Here is a 16170-nt window from a genome sequence, read left to right on the forward strand (position 1 = left end):
GCGTCGTCAGGACGCGAGGACCTCGTCGAGCAGGGCCTCGGCCTTGTCCTCGTTGGTGTTCTCCGCGAGGGCGAGTTCGCTCACCAGGATCTGGCGGGCCTTGGCGAGCATCCGCTTCTCACCGGCGGAGAGACCGCGTTCACGCTCCCGCCGCCACAGGTCGCGCACGACCTCGGCGACCTTGATCACGTCACCGGAGGCGAGCTTCTCAAGATTTGCCTTGTAGCGACGGGACCAGTTCGTCGGCTCCTCGGCATACGGTGCGCGCAGCACCTCGAAGACCCGGTCCAGCCCGTCCTGACCAACCACATCGCGTACGCCGACGAACTCCGCGTTGTCCGCTGGCACACGAACAGTCAAGTCGCCCTGGGCGACCTTCAGCACCAAGTAGGTCTTGTCCACGCCTTTGATCTGGCGAGTTTCGATGGCCTCGATCAGCGCGGCCCCGTGATGGGGATAGACCACGGTGTCGCCAACCTTGAACGTCATGTGACAGGTACCCCTTCCGTGGCTATCCATGCTAACACGGGAACGGGCCGTTCTGAATGGCGTTTTCGCAGGTCAGGGCATATCTCGGGGCTTGACAACAGCGCCCGTGACGTGCTGCGAAGGGGCTCGCGGCACAGGTATTCGCAGGTCGGAGGCGCTTCTCGGGCACCCGGAATGCCGCCCGCCGCACACCGGAATCCCAATGATCAATGAGCCGAACGTCCCGATTTGCACCGATCCACATGAGCGAGTTCCGCTACTCCGTTCGGACGCTTGGGGCGACTCGGGCGCGATTCCCGGAATTGATCAACACTCCCGCGCGCCGGTGCGTGATCAATTTCGGGCGGCATGTGCATTCCTTGTGAATACCGCTTTTCACGAGGGGAAACACCCTGGCCACCACTCGAACAGCCGCGTGCCGAATATGCCTCCCAGTTCTCCGGAGATCGACGGCGGGATCCGCGACGAGTTCCGGGACGAGATCGACGCCGGGAACGACGCCGAGAACGGGACCGGGATCGGGGACGGGTTCGGGTTCGCGCTCCGGAAATCGCGTGCCGGGGTTCGGACCGTCCGCCCGGTGCCCCGCCGCGGGCGCGCCGGGCCGGGCGGCGGGGGCGTGATCGCGCAGGGGGCGGGTCGGGTGCGGGACCGCGAGGACGGCTCGGTAACCTAGCGGCGCTGACCAACCCTTAGGGCGGCTTTACGTGCCCGTCGCCATGACGCGCACGCAGGGCCCGCCCCAGCCGTCCATCCGCGACCGGGCACGCAAGTTCGGCCGCCGTAGCTCGTCAAGGAGATGCCGCCGCCGTGAGCCGCAGCCTTCGACGCGGCGTCCTCGCCGCCACCGTCCTCTCGCTCTCGATCGCCACCCTGTCCGCGTGCGCGGCCGGGAACGACGCCCAGACGCTGGGGGTCAAGCCGGACAACGCCGAGATCAGCGTCGGCGCCATCAAGGTCCAGAACGCCAACGTCGTCACCCAGCCCGACGTCAACGCCAAGGGGCCGGCCGCGATCACCGCGACGGTGTTCAACTCCGGTGACAAGGACCAGCAGTTGACCGGGATCGCACTCGACGGCACCGGCCAGTCCGCCAAGCTGTCGCCCGGCAAGATCACCGTGCCGGCCGGCGGGTCCGTCGTGATCGGCGGCAAGGGCAACGCCAGCGCCCTTCTGGAGAGCGGCCGGGAGGCCGTCCAGGACGGCAACGCCCAGCCGCTGACCTTCACCTTCAGCTCCACCGGCAAGGTGAAGCTGAGCGCCTTCGTCGTCCCGGCGAAGAACATCTTCGAGAGCTACGGTCCGTCGGTGACGCCGCAGCCGTCCAGCTCCGCGAGCAGCAAGCCCTCGGAGTCGGGCAGCCCGTCGGGCTCCGCCTCCCCGTCGGGCTCCGCCTCGTCCTCGGAGTCGGCGCACGCCGGGCACTGACGCACGCACCACGTGAAGGGGTGCCCCTCCGGCCGGAGGGGCACCCCTTCACGCACACCGGTCGCGGTGGCGGCCTACGGCTCGAACTTGTACCCCAGGCCGCGGACCGTCACCAGATAGCGCGGGGCGCCCGGGTCGGGCTCGATCTTGGCGCGCAGCCGCTTCACATGGACGTCGAGGGTCTTGGTGTCGCCCACGTAGTCGGCGCCCCAGACGCGGTCGATCAGCTGCATGCGGGTCAGCACCCGGCCGGCGTTGCGCAGCAGCATCTCCAGGAGGTCGAACTCCTTGAGCGGCAGGTCCACCTTGCCGCCGGAGACCGTGACGACATGGCGGTCCACGTCCATCCGGACCGGGCCGGCCTCCAGGGCCTGCGGGGCGATCTCCTCCGCCGGCTCGCCGCGGCGCCGCAGCACCGCGCGGATCCGGGCGACCAGTTCGCGCGAGGAGAAGGGCTTGGTGACGTAGTCGTCGGCCCCTATTTCGAGACCGACGACCTTGTCGATCTCGCTGTCCTTGGCGGTCACCATGATGACCGGGACGTTGGAGCGGCCGCGCAGCTGGCGGCAGACCTCGGTGCCGGGCAGCCCCGGCAGCATCAGGTCCAGCAGGACGAGGTCGGCGCCGTTGCGCTCGAACTCGTCCAGGCCGTCGGGGCCGGTGGCCGCCACGGCGACCTCGAAGCCCTCCTTGCGGAGCATGTACGACAGTGCGTCGCTGAACGATTCCTCGTCCTCGACGACGAGCACTCGGGTCACGGAAGGACCTCCGGGGCTGGGTGAGCGGGGAGCGGGTCGTTGAAGGTCTCGTAGGAGCGGTCCTCGTCGTCGAGGCCCTCGGCGGTGAGGTCCGGGCGCCGCTCGCGGGTGCGTACGGCCCCGGCTTCCGGGAGACGCAGGGTGAAGGTGGAGCCCTGTCCCTCAGCGCTCCACACCGTGACCTCCCCGCCGTGCGAGGCGGCCACGTGCTTGACGATGGCGAGGCCGAGGCCGGTCCCGCCGGTGGCGCGGGAGCGCGCCGGGTCCACGCGGTAGAACCGCTCGAAGATGCGGTCGCGGTCCTTTTCGGATATCCCGATGCCCTGGTCCGTGACCGCGATCTCGATCAGGTCGCCGCCGGGCGCGGGGACCCGGCGGCCCGCGATCCCGACCCGGGTGCGGGCCGGGGAGTAGTTGACGGCGTTCTCGACGAGGTTGCCCAGGGCGGCGGCGAGCTGGCCGCGGTTGCCCCAGACCGTCAGATCGCCGGTGCCTCCGGCGGCGATGGTGATCTGCTTGGTGCCCGCCTGCTGGCGGCAGCGGTCGACCGCCTCGGCGACCAGTTCGTCGACCGGGACGGACTCGGAGTCCTCCAGCGGGTCGTCGTTCTGCACCCGGGAGAGGTCGATGAGCTCCTGGACGAGGTTGGTCAGGCGGGTGGCCTCGTTCTGCATGCGGCCGGCGAAGCGGGTGACGGCCTCGGGGTCGTCGCTGGCGTCCATCACGGCCTCCGACAGGAGCGAGAGGGCGCCGACGGGGGTCTTGAGCTCATGGCTGACGTTGGCGACGAAGTCCCGGCGGACCGCCTCGATGCGGCGGGCCTCGGTGAGGTCCTCGACCAGCAGCAGGACCAGCCGGGAGCCGAGCGGGGCGACCCGGGCGGAGACCGCGAGGGCGTCGCCGCGGCCGGTGCCGCGCCGGGGCAGATCGAGCTCCACCTGGCGTATCTCGCCGTCCCGGCGGGTGTCGCGGGCCATCTGGAGCATCGGCTCGACGGCGAGCCGGCCGCCGCGGACCAGCCCGAGGGCGTACGCCGCGGAGCTGGCCTTGACCACCGTGTCGGCCTCGTCGAGGACGACGGCGGAGGAGCGCAGCACGGACAGGACGGTGTCGACACCGGGGGGCAGGACCGCCTCGGTGTGCAGGGACGTACGGGTGGGCTTGGCCTGGTCCCGCTCGCTCCAGCGGAACGCCAGCATGGCGAAGACGCCGGTGCAGAGCCCGGCGATCGCTGCCATCGCGGCGACGGCCGCGTCCACGTTCATGAATCCAGAGTATGTGCCGGGTCCGACACTCCCCCAGCGCTCGGAGCCGCTGCTCGGGCACCCTTCGCCCAGAGTTCACCGGGACGTCGGGGACGGTTCACCGATCGCGCCGGCCGGGCCGGGCGGGAGCCCTGGCGGCCTCGGTGGCGACTCCCAGAGTTCACCTTCAGGACGGTGGCGGTTCACCCCGGGTGGGACCGCAGGTCGCGATCCGGCCGCACATTGAGGGTGCGGGAGCTGCCGGCGGCCGGTCCGTGGGAGCGTGGGCGCAAGGCCGCCTCCCCCTCCGCACCGCACCACCCCACAAGCCACAAAGCCTCCGAACCCCCCGAATCACCGGAACCCCCGGAAGCACTCGGAACCATCGAAGCGAGAGAAGGTCACTGATGCGGGACGCGTACCACGAGGAGCTGGACTCGATCAGCGAGGGCCTGGTCGAGATGGCCCGGCTCGTCGGCTCCGCGATCGGGCGCGCCACCACGGCGATACTCGACGCGGATCTGAAGCTGGCCGAAAACGTCATCGCCGCCGACGAGAAGGTCGACGACCTCCAGCGCGACCTGGAGGCGCGGGCCATCACCCTGCTCGCCCGCCAGCAGCCGGTCGCCACCGATCTGCGGATCGTCGTCACCTCCCTGCGGATGAGCGCCGACCTGGAGCGCTCCGGCGACCTGGCCCAGCACGTCGCCAAGCTGGCCCGGCTGCGCTTCCCGGAACGGGCGGTGCCGCGCGATCTGCACGCCACCATCCTGGAGATGGGGCAGCTGGCGCAGCGCCTGATGGCCAAGGCCGGCGAGGTCATCATCACCAAGGACGTCGATCTCGCGCTGCAGCTGGAGCAGGACGACGACGCCATGGACCTGCTCCACCGCACGCTCTTCCAGCACCTGATGGACGACCGCTGGAAGCACGGCATCGAGACGGCCGTGGACGTGACCCTGCTGGGCCGTTACTACGAGCGGTTCGCGGACCACGCGGTGTCCGTGGCCAAGCGCGTCGTCTACCTCGTGACCGGCGAGCACGCGGACGAGATCACCCCGTCGGCGACGGTGGAGGGCGCGTAACGTGCGCCCACGCGCCGTTGACGCGCCTGTGCACCCGGGCTTGCAATAGGCACCAGGTGACCCCTAGGAGGCGAATAGATGGCACTCACGGCGGACTCCCCGAACCCCACGTCCCAGACCGAGCCGACGGCTGCCGGTCGGCCGCTGCTCCCGTTGCTCAGCGGATGCAGTTGCGGGCCGGGCTGCGGCTGCGGCTGCCAGTCGGGCGGCCCGTGCCAGTGCGGCGGCAGCTGCTGACGAACGGCTCCCACCGCGGCCCGACGGCCCGGTGACAACGCGGCCCCGGCCGACCGATCGCCCTGATCGGTCGGCCGGGGCCGCGGCACGTTCCCCCGGCAGGGGCGTGCGTTACTTCTTCTTGCCCTGGTTCTTCACGGCCTCGATGGCGGCCTTGGCAGCCTCCGGGTCGAGGTAGGTGCCGCCGGGGTTGACGGGGCGGAAGTCGGCGTCGAGCTCGTAGGAGAGCGGGATGCCGGTGGGGATGTTCAGGCCGGCGATGTCCGCGTCGGAGATCTGGTCGAGGTGCTTGACCAGGGCGCGGAGGCTGTTGCCGTGGGCGGCGACCAGCACCGTGCGGCCGGCGACGAGGTCCGGGACGATGCCGTCGTACCAGTACGGGAGCATGCGGACGACGACGTCCTTGAGGCACTCGGTCCGCGGGCGCAGCTCCGGCGGGATCGAGGCGTAGCGCGGGTCGTCGCTCTGGGAGAACTCGGTGCCGTCCTCCAGGGCGGGCGGCGGGGTGTCGTAGGAGCGGCGCCAGAGCATGAACTGCTCCTCGCCGAACTCGGCCAGGGTCTGCGCCTTGTCCTTGCCCTGGAGCGCGCCGTAGTGGCGCTCGTTCAGCCGCCAGGTGCGGTGGACCGGGATCCAGTGGCGGTCGGCGGCCTCCAGGGCCAGCTGCGCGGTGCGGATGGCGCGCTTCTGGAGGGAGGTGTGCACGACGTCGGGGAGCAGGCCGGCCTCCTTGAGCAGCTCTCCGCCGCGGACCGCCTCCTTCTCGCCCTTCTCGTTGAGGTTGACGTCCACCCAGCCGGTGAACAGGTTCTTCGCGTTCCACTCGCTCTCGCCGTGGCGGAGCAGGATCAGCTTGTACGGTGCGGTGGCCATGCGGTCGAGCGTAATCGACGCCGGAGGGTGTCCGTCCGCGCGGCCGCCACCTGCGCGGACGGGGGTGCGGGGCGGCCGGTGACGTTTGACGCTTCCCGTCAATTGGGTGGCTGGCCGACCCCCCGGTTTGTAGTGTGCGTCTGGCGCTTTCGCCACTTACCGCGGCGGAGCGCCGCGCAGCGCACCGTCCGGCGTCGCACTGTGTGCGTCCGGCGCCGTCACCGCAGCACGCCCGCCCGTCCGTCCGACGGGCGCGGCCCGGCATCCAGGGGGAAATGTCATGTCCGCGCCCGCAAGCGAGTCCCGGCCCGGGGGCCTGTCCCGGATCCGGCGGGCCGCCGTGGAGAGCGTCTCCGGTCTGCCCCGGCAGTTCTGGTGGCTGTGGACCAGCACGCTGATCAACCGGCTGGGTGCGTTCGTCGCCACGTTCCTGGCCCTCTATCTCACCGTCGAGCGCGGCTACTCCGCCTCGTACGCGGGCCTGGTCGGGGCGCTGTACGGGCTGGGCGGGGTGATCTCGTCGGTGGGCGCGGGGGTGCTCACCGACCGGCTCGGGCGGCGGCCGACGATGCTGATCGCGCAGCTGTCCGCGGCGGCGTCCGTGGCGCTGCTGGGGTTCATGACCGATCCGGTGGCGATCGCGGCGGTGGCCGGTCTGGTCGGCATGGCGACGAACGCCTCGCGGCCGGCCGTGCAGGCGATGATGGCGGACATCGTCGCCCCCAAGGATCGCGTGCGCGCCTTCTCCCTGAACTACTGGGCGATCAACCTCGGCTTCGCCTTCTCCTCCACCGCCGCCGGCCTGATCGCCGAACACGGCTATCTGACCCTCTTCCTGGGCGAGGCGACGCTCGTACTGGCCTGCGCACTGGTGGTGTTCTTCAAGCTGCCGGAGTCCCGGCCGGAGGCGGGCGGGGCGGCGGACGCGCCGGCGGAGGCGGCCGGCGCCGCACACGTCTCGATGCTGACCGTGCTGCGCGACGGCCGCTTCATGACCGTCGTCGGGCTCAACCTCCTGCTGGCGCTGCTGTTCCAGCAGGCGTATGTCTCGATGCCGGTGACGATGGGGCAGGACGGCTTCTCCAGCGCCGACTTCGGGGTGGTCATCGCGGCCAACGGCGTGCTGATCGTGCTGCTGCAGATCCCGGTCACCCGCTTCATCGAGCACCGCAGCCCGGCCGTACTGCTCGTCGGTTCGGCGCTGCTGGCCGGCTACGGCTTCGGGATGACGGCACTGGCCGGCTCGGTCGCCATGCACGCGGTCGCGGTCGCCGTCTGGACCCTCGGCGAGATCATCAACTCCCCTACGCAGATGGGCCTGGTGGTCCGCCTGTCGCCGCTGCACGGCCGCGGCCGCTACCAGGGGATGTACGCGCTGTCCTGGTCCGTCGCCTCGCTGACCGCTCCGCTGCTGGGCGGCACGGTCATCGACCACTACGGCGCCGACGTCCTCTGGGCCGGCTGCGCGGTGGTCGGCACGGTGGCCGCGGCGGGCTACGCGCTGCTGCTGCGGAGACTGCCGGGGCGGGCGGGCGACGTGTCGTCGGCGTCCGCGTCGGCGCCCACGTCGAAATCGACATCGACGCCTACGTCGTGAAGTGGCCGCCGGCCACCGGGAGTTGCGGTGCGTGACGCGGGTCGTCAGTCCTCGGGCCGTTCCTCCGCGGCGTCCCGGGTCAGGCGCTCGAAGGCGGCGAGGTTGCGGGTGGATTCGCCGCGTGCGACGCGCCAGGCGTACTCCTTGCGGATCGCCGAGGCGAAGCCCATCTCCAGGAGGGTGTTGAAGCTGCCGTCGGCGTTCTCCAGGACGGTGCCGAGGATCCGGTCCAGCTCGGCGGGGGTGACGGCGGCCAGCGGGAGCCGGCCGACGAGGTAGATGTCGCCGAGCTTGTCGAGCGCGTAACCGACGCCGTAGAGGCGGGTGTTGCGTTCCAGGAGCCAGCGGTGGACGGCCTCGTGGTTCTCGTCCGGGCGGCGGACGACGAAGGCGTTGATGGAGAGCGAGTGGCGGCCGACGATCAGCGAGCAGGTGGTGGAGAGCTTGCGGGTGCCGGGCAGCTTGACGACGTAGGTGCCCGCGGCCGGCGACTCCCACTCCAGATCCGCGTCCTTGAGGGTGCGCTCGATGACCGCACCGGCGTCCGCCGCCTGCCGTTCGCCCCCGGAGGGCCGCCGTTCCTCAGCCATGCAGTGATCGTAGGGGACGGCGGCGCTCCTGCATCGCGGCGGTGTAGACGTCGGCGGTCGCGGCGGCGGCGGTGCCCCAGCCGAAGGACTGGGCGTGCCGGGCCGCGGCGCCGCCCATCCGGGCCGCCAGCGACGGGTCGTCCAGGAAGCGGCGCAGCGCCCGGGCGTAGTCGGCCGGGTCGTGGCCGGCGACCAGGAAGCCGCTGACGCCGTCCCGCACGGCCACCGGCAGGCCGCCGACCGCGGCCGCGACGACCGGGGTGCCGCACGCCTGGGCCTCGATCGCCACCAGCCCGAAGGACTCGCTGTACGAGGGCATGACCAGCACGGACGCGGCGCGGTACCAGTCGGCGAGCTGCTCCTGGCCGACCGGCGGGTGGAACCGCACCAGATCGGCGATGCCCAGCCGGGCGGCCAGCTTCTGCAGGCCCTCCGGCTTGGCCAGGCCGCTGCCGCTGGGCCCGCCGACCACCGGGACCACCAGCCGGGAGCGCAGCGACGGATCACCGTCGACCAGTGCGGCGGTGGCGCGCAGCAGGACGTCGGGGGCCTTCAGCGGCTGTATGCGGCCGGCGAAGAGCGGTATGACCGCGTCCTGGGGCAGGCCGAGGCGGGCCCGGGCGGCGGCCCGGCTGACCGCGACGGCGTCGGCGGCCCCGGCGGCCCCGAGGGACTCCGCGGCGCCGTCCGCCAGCGGCCGGAAGCGGTCCAGATTGACGCCGGGGTGGACCACCGCGACCTTGCCGGGGTCGGCGTCGTAGTGCCGGACCAGCTCGTCGGCCTCCTCGGCGGTGTTGGCTATCAGGCGGTCGGCGGCCTCCACGATCTGGGTCTCGCCGATGACGCGGGCGGGCGGCTCGGGGGTGTCGCCGGCGGCCAGCGCGGCGTTCTTCACCTTGGCCATGGTGTGCATGGCGTGTACGAGGGGGACCCGCCAGCGCTCCGCGGCCAGCCAGCCGACATGGCCGGAGAGCCAGTAGTGGGAGTGGACGAGGTCGTAGTAACCGGGGCGGTGGCCCGCCCATGCCTGCATCACGCCGTGGGTGAAGGCGCACAGCTGGGCCGGCAGCTCCTCCTTGGCCAGCCCCTCGTACGGGCCCGCGGCGACGTGCCGGACCAGGACGCCGGGGGCCAGCTCGACGCTGGGCGGCAGCGCGGCGGTGGTGGCCCGGGTGAAGATCTCCACCTCGATGCCGAGCGCGGCGAGCTTGCGGGCCAGCTCGACGATGTAGACGTTCATCCCGCCGGCGTCGCCGGTGCCGGGCTGGTGCAGCGGGGAGGTGTGCACGCTGAGCATCGCCACCCGGCGGGGGCGGCGGGCCCCTCCGGGCAGGCGCAGCCGCGCCGGGCCCGCGAACTGGCCGCCCGCGCGCTTGGACGGCGCGGCCGGTCCCCCGTGCCGGCTGCGGAGCCTGGGCACATATTGGCTCACTGCGAGCTACCTCCTAGGCGGGCGGGCGGTGCGCCTCCGGTCCCCTGCAACAACGGCGGACCGGTATCCATTTCCGTCCGGCCCGCCGCCTTCGAACTTTCTTCGTACTTTGCCAAAGCGTGATCCCGCGCCGGAGAGCGGCCCTGGTCAGGGCACCGGGACGGCCCTTCCGCCGCGACCCCATACCCTCGATGCATGGCCCGCCGCTCCCCCGTTTCCGCCTCCCGCACCGCCGTCGCCCCGGCCCCCGCGCCGTCCCGGCCGGTCGGAAACGCCACCCGCGGCACCACCAACCCGAACCGGCTGCGCCGTATGGACCGCTGGATCGCCGCCGAACACGCCGCGGAACTGCGCCGCACCCCCGACCCGGTGGCCGTCGACCTCGGCTACGGCGCCGCCCCGTGGACCGCGCTGGAGCTGCTCGGGCGGCTGCGCACGGTGCGGCCGGACGCCCGGGTCGTCGGCATCGAGATAGATCCGGCCCGGGTCGCCGCCGCGCTGCCGTACGCCGGCGCCGGGCTGGACTTCGTCCACGGCGGCTTCGAGGTGCCGCTGCCCGGCGGGCCCGGCCGCGCCCCGGTCCTCATCCGGGCCGCGAACGTGCTGCGCCAGTACGACGAGGACGAGGTCGCCGCCGTCTGGGCGCGGCTGTGTGCCCGGCTGGCGCCGGGCGGGCTGCTGGTCGAGGGCACCTGCGACGAGATCGGGCGGCGCCACGTCTGGGTCGCGCTGGGCCCCGAGGGCCCCCGCACGGTCACCTTCGCGGCCCGGCTCGGCTCCCTCGACACCCCGTCCGACCTGGCCGAACGGCTCCCCAAGGCGCTGATCCACCGCAATGTGCCGGGCGAGCCGGTCCATGCCTTCCTGCGCGACTTCGACCGCGCCTGGGCCAGCGCCGCGCCGCTCGGCGCGCTGGGCGCCCGTCAGCGCTGGCGCGCCGCCGTCGCCGCCCTCGCCGCGGACTGGCCGCTGGCCGGGGACCCGCGCCGCCGGCGCCAGGGCGAGGTCACGGTGCGCTGGGAGGCCGTGGCCCCGCGCGGCGGCGCGGCGGCCTGAGTCCGGTGCCCGTACCGCCGTACGGCCTTACGGCAGGCGGGACTTCGCGGAGGGGCCGGAGGGGCCGAACGCGCCCCTAGGACGCGCTGCCCGCCGGGACCGGTGTGGCGGCCGGCAGGGCGCGCAGCCGGGCCTCGGAGGGCGAGCCGGGCGGCGCGGTGTACGTCATCAGCACCTGGTCCGGGTCGGCGGCCAGCCGGAAGCTCTCGAAGGAGACGGTCAGCTCCCCGGCCTCCGGGTGCCGGATCCGCTTGGTGCCGCGCAGGCACTCGTACACCCCCTGCGCCGCCCACATCCGGCGGAACTCCGGGCTGCGGTCGAGGAGTTCGCCCACCACCTCGCAGATCCGCGGGTCGTCCGGGTGCCGGCCGCTGTCGGCGCGCAGATTGCCGACGACCTCCTCGGCCTTCCGCTCCCAGTCCGGGTACAGCTCCCGCGCCGCCGGTTCGAGGAAGACCAGCAGAGCGGTGTTCCGCCGCTCCGGCGGCAGCGCGCCGAGGTCGAAGGAGAGCCGGCCGCCGGCGTCGTTCCAGGCCAGGATGTCCAGGCCGCGGCCGAGCAGCACGGCGGCGACGCACGGGTCCATGGCCGCCATCAGCTGCCGGATCTCCGGCCGTACGGTCTGCGCCGGCATCGGCCGGCAGCCGCCGGGGCCGGCGGCGGTCCGGCGGCGCGGCACCGCGACGTTCCGCAGGTACGTCACCTCGCCGTCCGACAGCCGCAGGGCCCGCGCGATGGCGTCCAGGACGGCGTCGGAGACGGCCGGCGCCCGGCCCTGTTCGATCCGGGTGTAGTAGTCCACGCTGACGCCGGCGAGCCGGGCGACCTCCTCGCGCCGCAGCCCGCGCACCCGGCGGCGGCCGAAGCCGTCGGGCAGGCCGACCTCGGCCGGGTCGAGCGCGGCACGGCGCGCCTTGAGGAAGGCACTGATCTCGATTTCCCCGTGGAGCATCACTCCAGTATGCGCCGGTCGGCGGAGGGCGGGATTCCGCACGGCGCTCAGCCGTCTCCGCTCAACCGTCCCCGCTCAGCCGTCCCCGCCCGGGGTCCGGCCGGTGGCATGCAGCGCGCCGAGCAGCGCCGTCACCAGGTCCCGGTCGCGCTCCTGGGTGAGCAGAGCGCGGGCCGCGGCGGGCGGCAGCCACAGGACGCGGTCCACCTCCTTGTTGGGGACGAACCCGCCGCCGGTGGCCTCGGCCGCCCAGTAGCGGACCTCCTTGGGCCGGCCGCCGACCTCGTAGCGGACGGTGGGGAGTTCCGGGCCCGGCTCGCAGGTGGTACCGGTCTCCTCCAGCACTTCGCGCACCGCGCCCCGGCGCGCGTCCTCCCGCGGCTTCAGCTTGCCCTTGGGGTGCGACCAGTCGTCCCACTTCGGGCGGTGCACCAGGGCCAGCTCGATGCCGTCGCCGCTGCGTGCCGGGCGCCACAGTACGCAGCCCGCCGCCCGGATCGGTCCGATCGCCGGCGTCCGGCCGGCGGCCGCTCCGCCGTCCTTGCCGCCCGTCGTCCTGCCCATCGTTCCCCCTGTTCTCCCTGCTCCCTCGGCTCTCCCGGCTCCCTCGTTCATCCGGAGCGCTCGGCGGACGGGCCCGGCAGCCATGCCCGGCCGAAGGCGTAGCGGGCCGCCTCGACCTCGTGCCGCTGGTCGGCGTGGAGCACGCCCAGTGCGTACGCGGTGGCCGGCGCGATCCGGGGCGTACGGGCCGCGGCGGCGGCCGCGGCGGCGGCCTCGGCGGCGTCGCGGTGCTGCTCAAGGGCCCGACCGGACGCGGTCAGCCGGGGGTCGGGGGCGTCCGGGGCGACCACCTCCTGGCCGTAGTGGCTCAGCCGGATCAGCTGCCGGACCCGGTGCCAGGGCACGTCCTGGTCCTGGTCCACGGCGAGCGCGGCGGCGTTGTACGGGTGGCCGGCGCGGGCCAGCGGCAGGGCGGCGACCGCCTCGGCGAGCCGGCGGTGCGCCTGCTCGGCGAGCGGCGGCAGCGCGTCCGCGGCGGACAGCTCGGCGGCCCGGCGGGCCAGCGGCGCCTCGGAGGCCAGCACCGCGACCGCGTCCGCGACGGCGTGGAAGCGGGACGAGCCGAGCGCCTGGAGCGCGGCGGAGTGGGCGCGCGTACGGGCGAGGGTGAGCTGCCGGTCGAGCAGCGCGCCGGCCCGCGCCGCGCCGACGGCCAGCGCGCTCTCCTCGTCCGGCTCGGCGACGGCAGCAAGGGGCGCGGCGTAAGCCGCTCCAGTGGAGCCGGTGCTTGCACCGGGGGACGTGGCCGAGCGGGCGTCCCGGGCGCTCCGGCCGCCGCCCCGGGCGCCCCGGCCGCCCCGCTCCGCCGGCCGTTCGCTCCGCTCGCCCCGCCCGGTCAGCCGCTGCAGCGCCGCCATCAGCCGGTCGCGGCGCGCCGTGCACGCCTGCTCACGGGCCAGCGCCCCGCTCAACCAGCCCAGTTCGGCGCGGAGTTGATCGGCCCAGGGCTCGTCGGTCAGCGGGCGGAAGGTGTAGAGCGTGGCGCTGATCCGGCGGGCGGCGCGGCGCAGCTGCCGGGCCGCCTCGTCCGCGCCCGCCGCGTCCGGCCCGGCCTCCCGGTGGAGTCGCAGACTGCGCAGGAAGTCCGTGGACTGCCGGTGCAGATACCCGGCCAGCACCTCCTCGGCCGTCCGCCCGGCGAGCCCGGGCCCAGGACCGGGGTCCCCGTATGGACCCCCGTCCGTCCCGTGCAGCGCCGCCCCGTACGCCCCGTCCCCGTACACACCGTCCCCCGGCCCGTCCACCACTGCGGCGCAGGCCCCCGGCGCGCGGCCGGGCTCGTATCCGATTCCGCTTCCGGTCCCGATCGCGGTTCCGGTTCCGCTTGCGCTTCCGATTCCCGTGCCGGTGCCGAGGAGACCTGGTCGCGGCCCCCCGGCCGGCTGGTCATGTCGCTGGGCCACGCCGGCGCCTCCGGGCGTCGATGAGCATTTCCTGTACGTTCCGCAGCGGGGTGCCGTCCGCGTCCACCGCGTGCCGGGTCCAGTCGCCGTCCGGGCCGAGGTGCCAGGACGAGGTGGTGTCCGAGGTCCCGGTCTCCAGCAGGCGGTTGAGGGCCGCCCGGTGGGCCGGGTCGGTGACCCGCACCAGCGCCTCGATCCGCCGGTCGAGGTTGCGGTGCATCATGTCGGCGCTGCCCAGCCACACCTCGGGCTCGCCGCCGTTGCCGAAGGCGAAGACCCGGGAGTGCTCCAGGAAGCGGCCGAGGATGCTGCGGACCCGGATGTTCTCGCTCAGTCCGGGCACCCCGGGGCGCAGCGCGCAGATGCCGCGCACCCAGATGTCGACCGGCACCCCGGCCTGCGAGGCCCGGTAGAGCGCGTCGACGACCGCCTCGTCGACCATGGAGTTGACCTTGACGCGGATGTAGGCGGGGCGGCCGGCGCGGTGGTGCGCGGCCTCCTTGTTGATTCGCTTGACCAGCCCGTCGCGCAGCGACGTGGGCGCCACCAGCAGCCGGCGGTAGGTCTCCCGCCGGGAGTAGCCGCTGAGGCGGTTGAAGAGGTCGGAGAGGTCGGCTCCCACCTGCGGGTCAGCGGTCAGCAGCCCGAGGTCCTCGTACAGCCTGGCCGTCTTGGGGTGGTAGTTGCCGGTGCCCACGTGGGAATACCGGCGCAGGGTCTCGCCCTCCTGGCGCACCACCAGGGAGAGCTTGCAGTGCGTCTTGAGTCCGACCAGGCCGTAGACGACGTGGCAGCCGGACTCCTCCAGCTTGCGGGCCCACTTGATGTTGGCCTGCTCGTCGAAGCGCGCCTTGATCTCCACCAGGACCAGCACCTGCTTGCCGGACTCCGCGGCGTCTATCAGGGCGTCCACGATCGGGGAGTGGTCGGAGGTGCGGTAGAGGGTCTGCTTGATGGCGAGCACGTTCGGGTCGGCGGCGGCCTGCTCCAGGAATGCCTGCACGGAGGTGGAGAAGGAGTCGTAGGGGTGGTGCAGCAGGACGTCGCGGTTGCGCAGCGCGGCGAAGATGTCGGGCGCGGACGCCGACTCCACCTCGGCCAGGTCGCGGTGGGTGCCCGCCACGAACTTGGGGTACTTCAGCTCCGGGCGGTCCAGCGCCCCGATCCCGAACAGTCCGGTCAGGTCGAGCGGGCCGGGCAGCGGATAGACCTCGGCCTCGGAGACCTTCAGCTCCTGGACGAGCAGGTCCAGGACGGCCGGGTCGATGGTCTCCTCGACCTCCAGGCGCACCGGCGGCCCGAAGCGCCGCCGCATCAGCTCCTTCTCCAGGGCCTGGAGGAGGTTCTCGGCGTCGTCCTCCTCCACCTCCAGGTCCTCGTTGCGGGTCACCCGGAACATGTGGTGCGCCCGCACCTCCATCCCCGGGAACAGCTCCTCCAGGTGGGCGGCGATCACGTCCTCGATGGGGACGTAGCGCTGCGGGGACGCCTCCAGGAAGCGCGAGAGCAGCGGCGGAACCTTCACTCTCGCAAAGTGATCATGCCCACTGACCGGATTGCGGACGACCACCGCGAGATTCAGCGACAGCCCGGAGATGTACGGGAAGGGGTGCGCGGGGTCCACCGCCAGCGGCGTGAGCACCGGGAAGATCTGCTGCCGGAACAGCGTGAACAGCCGGGCCTGCTCCTTCTCGGTCAGATCGGGCCAGCGGATCAGGTGGATGCCCTGGTCGGCCAGTTCCGGCGCGACGTCCTGCTGGAAGCAGGCGGCGTGCCGCGCCATCAGCTCGCGGGAGCGCGTCCAGATCTGGTCCAGCACCTCGCGGGGCTGGAGCCCGGAGGCGGAGCGGGTGGCGACCCCGGTGGCGATCCGGCGCTTGAGGCCCGCGACCCGGACCATGAAGAACTCGTCCAGATTGCTGGCGAAGATCGCCAGGAAGTTGGCGCGTTCCAGGAGCGGGGTGGCCGGGTCCTCGGCCAGCTCCAGCACCCGCTCGTTGAACCCGAGCCAGCTGCGCTCGCGGTCCAGGAAGCGGCCGCCGGGCAGTTCCTCGCCGTTCGCACCCGGGACGCCGTGGTCGTCGTACGCGTCCGGATCGGCGTCCAGGTCGGGCTCCAGCCCGGAGACGGCGCGCCGGACGGCGTGCGGGCGGTGCGCCGCGATCGAGCCGACCGACGGCTGCACGGAGGGCTGCACCGGGGACTGCGGCGTCGGGGACTGCTGCGCCGGGGGCTGCGGCGTCGAAGAACCTGCCGCCCTCGGCGGTTCCTCGGCCGGCATCTCGGGCTGGACCGGGGCCTGAGCACCGCGCTGCTGCTTCATGTCCTTATTCTTCCGCGTTCGGGCGCTTCCAGGCGCGCCAAGAAGCGGCGGCGCGACTTCGAACCGCGGAGCGGGGACGTTCGGCACAGCGGGCTGCATTCAGTGATGCTCGCAAGTGATGTTGAACCGCCGGTAACGA

Annotated in this window: 15 protein-coding genes; 5 read left to right on the forward strand and 10 right to left on the reverse strand. The window is 73.1% G+C overall.

All coding sequences use genetic code 11. From position 1 onward, the window contains the following. Positions 1 to 6 precede the first annotated feature (6 nt). Positions 7 to 489, reverse strand: a complete 483-nt coding sequence (locus ACRAS8_RS14800) for a CarD family transcriptional regulator (protein WP_003953493.1) — start codon at positions 487 to 489, stop codon at positions 7 to 9. Between the two features lie 424 nt (positions 490 to 913). Between ACRAS8_RS14800 and ACRAS8_RS14805 the strand changes: the two genes are divergently transcribed. Continuing rightward, a complete protein-coding gene (locus ACRAS8_RS14805) occupies positions 914 to 1165 on the forward strand; it encodes a hypothetical protein (RefSeq protein WP_438486519.1) in 252 nt (83 codons plus the stop codon). Between the two features lie 134 nt (positions 1166 to 1299). After that, positions 1300 to 1917 carry a DUF461 domain-containing protein gene (locus ACRAS8_RS14810; RefSeq protein WP_438486520.1) on the forward strand — a complete coding sequence of 206 codons (618 nt, stop codon included), beginning with the start codon at positions 1300 to 1302 and terminating at the stop codon, positions 1915 to 1917. 74 nt (positions 1918 to 1991) lie between these two features. On the opposite strand, the gene ACRAS8_RS14815 is transcribed toward ACRAS8_RS14810, so the two are convergent. After that, entirely contained in the window at positions 1992 to 2675 is a 684-nt protein-coding gene (locus ACRAS8_RS14815; RefSeq protein WP_438486521.1) for a response regulator, read from the reverse strand. Beyond that, positions 2672 to 3940: a sensor histidine kinase gene (locus ACRAS8_RS14820; protein WP_438486522.1), complete on the reverse strand. Its 1269-nt coding sequence runs from the start codon at positions 3938 to 3940 to the stop codon at positions 2672 to 2674. The genes ACRAS8_RS14815 and ACRAS8_RS14820 overlap by 4 nt, the downstream gene beginning before the upstream one ends. 386 nt (positions 3941 to 4326) lie before the next feature. On the opposite strand from ACRAS8_RS14820, the gene phoU reads away from it, so the two are divergent. Next, entirely contained in the window at positions 4327 to 5004 is a 678-nt protein-coding gene (gene phoU, locus ACRAS8_RS14825; protein ID WP_438486523.1) for a phosphate signaling complex protein PhoU, read from the forward strand. Between the two features lie 348 nt (positions 5005 to 5352). On the opposite strand, the gene ACRAS8_RS14830 is transcribed toward phoU, so the two are convergent. Then, positions 5353 to 6114, reverse strand: a complete 762-nt coding sequence (locus tag ACRAS8_RS14830) for a phosphoglyceromutase (protein ID WP_438486524.1) — start codon at positions 6112 to 6114, stop codon at positions 5353 to 5355. Positions 6115 to 6394: 280 nt separating this feature from the next. Here ACRAS8_RS14830 and ACRAS8_RS14835 point away from each other — a divergent pair, with 280 nt between their 5' ends. Then, positions 6395 to 7711, forward strand: a complete 1317-nt coding sequence (locus tag ACRAS8_RS14835) for an MDR family MFS transporter (RefSeq protein ID WP_438486525.1) — start codon at positions 6395 to 6397, stop codon at positions 7709 to 7711. 44 nt (positions 7712 to 7755) lie between these two features. Here the strand turns inward: ACRAS8_RS14835 and ACRAS8_RS14840 are convergent, their stop codons facing one another. Beyond that, positions 7756 to 8301: a YbjN domain-containing protein gene (locus ACRAS8_RS14840; protein ID WP_438486526.1), complete on the reverse strand. Its 546-nt coding sequence runs from the start codon at positions 8299 to 8301 to the stop codon at positions 7756 to 7758. Next, positions 8294 to 9733: a D-inositol-3-phosphate glycosyltransferase gene (gene mshA / locus ACRAS8_RS14845; RefSeq protein ID WP_438486527.1), complete on the reverse strand. Its 1440-nt coding sequence runs from the start codon at positions 9731 to 9733 to the stop codon at positions 8294 to 8296. Before mshA ends, ACRAS8_RS14840 begins: the two co-directional genes overlap by 8 nt. A gap of 195 nt (positions 9734 to 9928) precedes the next feature. Between mshA and ACRAS8_RS14850 the strand changes: the two genes are divergently transcribed. Next, positions 9929 to 10789, forward strand: a complete 861-nt coding sequence (locus ACRAS8_RS14850) for a class I SAM-dependent methyltransferase (protein WP_438486528.1) — start codon at positions 9929 to 9931, stop codon at positions 10787 to 10789. A 76-nt stretch (positions 10790 to 10865) separates the two neighbouring features. Here ACRAS8_RS14850 and ACRAS8_RS14855 read toward each other — a convergent pair whose 3' ends face one another. The 4 genes from ACRAS8_RS14855 to ACRAS8_RS14870 all read right to left on the reverse strand — a co-directional run bounded on the left by ACRAS8_RS14855 (position 10866) and on the right by ACRAS8_RS14870 (position 16031). Then, the gene (locus tag ACRAS8_RS14855) at positions 10866 to 11741 is read right to left on the reverse strand and encodes a helix-turn-helix transcriptional regulator (protein WP_438486529.1); all 876 of its coding nucleotides are present in this window, start codon (positions 11739 to 11741) and stop codon (positions 10866 to 10868) included. 75 nt (positions 11742 to 11816) lie between these two features. Further along, positions 11817 to 12305, reverse strand: coding sequence for an NUDIX hydrolase (locus ACRAS8_RS14860; protein WP_438486530.1), 489 nt, complete (start codon positions 12303 to 12305; stop codon positions 11817 to 11819). A 47-nt stretch (positions 12306 to 12352) separates the two neighbouring features. Continuing rightward, a complete protein-coding gene (locus tag ACRAS8_RS14865) occupies positions 12353 to 13528 on the reverse strand; it encodes a CHAD domain-containing protein (protein WP_438486531.1) in 1176 nt (391 codons plus the stop codon). A 163-nt stretch (positions 13529 to 13691) separates the two neighbouring features. Continuing rightward, positions 13692 to 16031, reverse strand: a complete 2340-nt coding sequence (locus ACRAS8_RS14870) for an RNA degradosome polyphosphate kinase (RefSeq protein ID WP_438486532.1) — start codon at positions 16029 to 16031, stop codon at positions 13692 to 13694. Between the last annotated feature and the right edge of the window lie 139 nt (positions 16032 to 16170).

The sequence above is a fragment of the Streptomyces sp. S186 genome (assembly GCF_051603415.1).
Lineage (GTDB): Bacteria > Actinomycetota > Actinomycetes > Streptomycetales > Streptomycetaceae > Streptomyces.